Annotated in this window: 5 protein-coding genes and 1 pseudogene; 4 read left to right on the top strand and 2 right to left on the bottom strand. The window is 52.5% G+C overall.

Features of this window, described 5'->3' with window-relative positions; translation table 11 throughout:
* On the top strand, positions 1-998 hold a 998-nt coding region (tet, locus tag R7Q47_RS23075), incomplete at its 5' end, for a Tet(A)/Tet(B)/Tet(C) family tetracycline efflux MFS transporter (protein ID WP_318089394.1).
* A 91-nt stretch (positions 999-1,089) separates the two neighbouring features.
* On the opposite strand, the pseudogene R7Q47_RS26915 reads toward tet, so the two are convergent.
* Positions 1,090-1,179, bottom strand: a pseudogene (locus tag R7Q47_RS26915) (type VI secretion protein); the annotation flags it as partial.
* Positions 1,180-1,244: 65 nt separating this feature from the next.
* Here R7Q47_RS26915 and R7Q47_RS23065 point away from each other — a divergent pair.
* Together R7Q47_RS23065 and R7Q47_RS23060 are read left to right on the top strand one after the other, a co-directional pair.
* Positions 1,245-1,436, top strand: coding sequence for a hypothetical protein (locus R7Q47_RS23065; protein WP_009873362.1), 192 nt, complete (start codon positions 1,245-1,247; stop codon positions 1,434-1,436).
* Positions 1,437-1,447: 11 nt separating this feature from the next.
* A complete protein-coding gene (locus R7Q47_RS23060; RefSeq protein WP_009873361.1) occupies positions 1,448-1,753 on the top strand; it encodes a tyrosine-type recombinase/integrase in 306 nt (101 codons plus the stop codon).
* Between the two features lie 1,006 nt (positions 1,754-2,759).
* Here R7Q47_RS23060 and R7Q47_RS23055 read toward each other — a convergent pair.
* A complete protein-coding gene (locus R7Q47_RS23055) occupies positions 2,760-2,939 on the bottom strand; it encodes a hypothetical protein (RefSeq protein WP_140071649.1) in 180 nt (59 codons plus the stop codon).
* Between the two features lie 799 nt (positions 2,940-3,738).
* Here R7Q47_RS23055 and R7Q47_RS23050 point away from each other — a divergent pair.
* Positions 3,739-3,891, top strand: a complete 153-nt coding sequence (locus R7Q47_RS23050) for a hypothetical protein (RefSeq protein WP_318073678.1) — start codon at positions 3,739-3,741, stop codon at positions 3,889-3,891.
* Positions 3,892-4,027 lie beyond the last annotated feature (136 nt).

Genomic DNA, 4,027 nt, shown 5'->3' with positions numbered 1-4,027 from the left:
CGCTGTCGGATCGTTTCGGGCGGCGGCCGGTCTTGCTCGTCTCGCTGGCCGGCGCTGCTGTCGACTACGCCATCATGGCGACGGCGCCTTTCCTTTGGGTTCTCTATATCGGGCGGATCGTGGCCGGCATCACCGGGGCGACTGGGGCGGTAGCCGGCGCTTATATTGCCGATATCACTGATGGCGATGAGCGCGCGCGGCACTTCGGCTTCATGAGCGCCTGTTTCGGGTTCGGGATGGTCGCGGGACCTGTGCTCGGTGGGCTGATGGGCGGTTTCTCCCCCCACGCTCCGTTCTTCGCCGCGGCAGCCTTGAACGGCCTCAATTTCCTGACGGGCTGTTTCCTTTTGCCGGAGTCGCACAAAGGCGAACGCCGGCCGTTACGCCGGGAGGCTCTCAACCCGCTCGCTTCGTTCCGGTGGGCCCGGGGCATGACCGTCGTCGCCGCCCTGATGGCGGTCTTCTTCATCATGCAACTTGTCGGACAGGTGCCGGCCGCGCTTTGGGTCATTTTCGGCGAGGATCGCTTTCACTGGGACGCGACCACGATCGGCATTTCGCTTGCCGCATTTGGCATTCTGCATTCACTCGCCCAGGCAATGATCACCGGCCCTGTAGCCGCCCGGCTCGGCGAAAGGCGGGCACTCATGCTCGGAATGATTGCCGACGGCACAGGCTACATCCTGCTTGCCTTCGCGACACGGGGATGGATGGCGTTCCCGATCATGGTCCTGCTTGCTTCGGGTGGCATCGGAATGCCGGCGCTGCAAGCAATGTTGTCCAGGCAGGTGGATGAGGAACGTCAGGGGCAGCTGCAAGGCTCACTGGCGGCGCTCACCAGCCTGACCTCGATCGTCGGACCCCTCCTCTTCACGGCGATCTATGCGGCTTCTATAACAACGTGGAACGGGTGGGCATGGATTGCAGGCGCTGCCCTCTACTTGCTCTGCCTGCCGGCGCTGCGTCGCGGTGCATGGAGCCGGGCCACCTCGACCTGAATGGAAGCCGGCGGCACCTCGCTAACGGATTCACCACTCCAAGAATTGGAGCCAATCAATTCTTGCGGAGAACTGTGAATGCGCAAACCAACCCTTGGCAGAACATATCCATCGCGTCCGCCATCTCCAGCAGCCGCACGCGGCGCATCTCGGGCAGCGTTGGGTCCTGGCCACGGGTGCGCATGATCGTGCTCCTGTCGTTGAGGACCCGGCTAGGCTGGCGGGGTTGCCTTACTGGTTAGCAGAATGAATCACCGATACGCGAGCGAACGTGAAGCGACTGCTGCTGCAAAACGTCTGCGACCTGAGCAACAACATGAATGGTCTTCGGTTTCCGTGTTTCGTAAAGTCTGGAAACGCGGAAGTCCCCTACGTGCTGCTGAAGTTGCCCGCAACAGAGAGTGGAACCAACCGGTGATACCACGATACTATGACTGAGAGTCAACGCCATGAGCGGCCTCATTTCTTATTCTGAGTTACAACAGTCCGCACCGCTGCCGGTAGCTATTGACTATCCGGCTGCACTAGCCCTGCGTCAGATGGCTCTGATCCAAGGCAAACTGCCAAAATATCTGCTGGCACCGGAAGTCAGCGCCCTGCACCATTATGTTCCGGATCTGCATCGCAGGATGCTGCTGGCTACCCTGTGGAACACCTACATCTGTATTAACGAAGCGCTGGCATTGACCCTGAGTGATTTTTCTCTGGTGCCGCCCTATCCCTTTGTGCAGCTTGCCACGCTCAAAGGGGTTTGAGGTCCAACCGTACGAAAACGTACGGTAACAGGAAAATTATCGTCTGAAAAATCGATTAGTAGACAAGAAAGTCCGTTAAGTGCCAATTTTCGATTAAAAAGACACCGTTTTGATGGCGTTTTCCAATGTACATTATGTTTCGATATATCAGACAGTTACTTCACTAACGTACGTTTTCGTTCTATTGGCCTTCAGACCCCATATCTAATCGATAGGTGAACCATCCTGCACAATTCTGATGATTTTCATGAATCCTGTCGTTTTTAACATAATGGGTATTAAGTGTAGTGTGTTTGTCTATCAATAAGAGATTTATCTAATTTAATTGACATCCTCCTCGCCGTAAACGACGAGGATTCCTACTGCGGTTAGGCGCGAACGCCGGACTCGCTTCGGTGGGTTCCTGCTGCTGGCGGCATTGTTGCACCACTCACTTCACAGGCTAATCGGGCGTGTCCCGCCCTTCGCTTCGCTACCCGCTAGACACTTCCACCCAAATAGAACTGTCGTTCTTTCGTGTGTCAGCGTCTTAGTTTATCCGCAATTTTACCGTCAATTTAATCTCCTATTTTTAGTGTTTTCATCCACAAATAGATCATCAACTTTATCGTCAATTGAGTTTGAGGGTAGATTTGACTGTAGAATTGATGTAAATCCGTTCGAATTTCATCTTATTTCTAGCTTCAGAGCATTGATTCAATGTGGCTGAACGCCCCATTAAATCAAGACTTCGCCAGTTTCACTGGCTGCGCATTTCACTTCGCTGGACGCTACGTTTCATTTGCATGGGCGCGTCTGCGGCTACGCCTTGACCCACCGCCTTGCTAGGGCTTTTTTCCACACACCTGGCGGATGTGTTCCAGGTCGCCTCCGTTGGACTCGCTGAACGCTCGCTATCAACGCGGTGGGTCAAGGCACATTCGCTCGCTCATTTTGCCTAGACGCGCGGGGCAAGCCCCCCACTGCGCTATCGGGTCGTGGGCTCCCCTGAACGTCTTGGGACGTTCTACGCTTGCGGCTCCCCCCTGTTGGGGTTCATCGGTAAGAGTTTGGCTTCAGTGGTTGAGTGGGGATATTCAGAAAAGTGGCCAGCCGCTTCGAGCATGCGTACTTCGTTTTTGATTTCCTCGATGTCTTTTTGGTATCGAGATTGGAAAGGTAGAACGTTGTGGTTTGTCTCTGTCATCGTGAAGGTACCCAAAGTTAGGAAAATGGCGTGTAAGGAGGATTTTTGGTTTCAAACCAGTTCGTGAGTTTTTGCCCTGTAAATCGCCTCTAAAGTGTCACAAACTTTCAAATCGATTTAGGGGTATTCTGCCTATCTAAAGTGTTAAAAAACGCTCCTAGCGCTTCTGAGGGCGTCAGATGGGCGTTTTTAGTGGCTAAGTTGGCTATTTAACATATGACCAATAATGCGCCCCAGAATTTAGACAATAGAAATCAATATAGCGATCTTCGCTTGTTGGAGTGGGATCGTTGTAATAACATAAACCCCAGATGTGAAAAAACCACCCTGCAAGGTGGTTTTTTCGGAAATACTTACGATTTCGCGGTCGGTAAGTCCTTTCATGATAGCTCATATCGTAAAAGCACTTCAAGTATTCCTGCACTCTGTTTGGATCAAGATGTTTTGGACAGAACGACGCGCATCAGCCACCGACCAAGGGAAGTCCGAAAGGTGGCAGGTAAAGGCACTAATCAGAACTAAGCGAAAAGCTCGATAATACCGCCCCTTGTAGCTGCTAGAGGGGACAAGCGGAAAAGGAATAACTGATTAGTGTTGTGTGACTGGAACGGGGGCGAAAGCTTTACACACAGCGCAGGGCAGCCCGAAAGGGTAAGAGAAAAAACTCCACGGAAAGCGACCATAGACGATATCCAAATCACTCAAAATCGAGTCGAAATGGGTAGGGGTCGGCGCAGCCGAAAGGGCAGTTCGCCTGCTTGCGGCTGCATTGCTCTTTCATCTTCTTGAGGTGTCTGTTATGAATTCTGCTGTTGAAATTATCCAATCTCGGATCAAGGTTCTCGAGCGTCAACGTGACAATGAAACGTTACCCCAGAACATCATGGCCATTAATTATGCGCTCACTGAGTTAGAAAGAGTGTTAGCTCATATTCAACATATGGAGCCTTAGACTTTTTATTTCATGGTTCGCGTGTGGGTAACTTTCGCTTGCGAATAGTTATCCATGCGTGAAGCCGACAAGCGAAGCGCGTCAGTGTTTTTTAAAGTGCTCCCGCGCTTCGCTTGGGTACTCGAACCGCACAACA

It is taken from the genome of Vibrio sp. Vb0349 (assembly GCF_033338975.1).
Note: the sequence above shows the minus strand (reverse complement) of the source record. Positions and strands in the feature narration are given on the sequence as shown.

Coding starts and splice junctions, on each gene's coding strand:
- R7Q47_RS23060 (WP_009873361.1), top strand. CDS start 1,448: ATGAGCGGCCTCATTTCTTATTCTGAGTTACAACAGTCCGCACCGCTG.
- R7Q47_RS23050 (WP_318073678.1), top strand. CDS start 3,739: ATGAATTCTGCTGTTGAAATTATCCAATCTCGGATCAAGGTTCTCGAG.
- R7Q47_RS23055 (WP_140071649.1), bottom strand. CDS start 2,939: ATGACAGAGACAAACCACAACGTTCTACCTTTCCAATCTCGATACCAA.
- R7Q47_RS23065 (WP_009873362.1), top strand. CDS start 1,245: ATGAATCACCGATACGCGAGCGAACGTGAAGCGACTGCTGCTGCAAAA.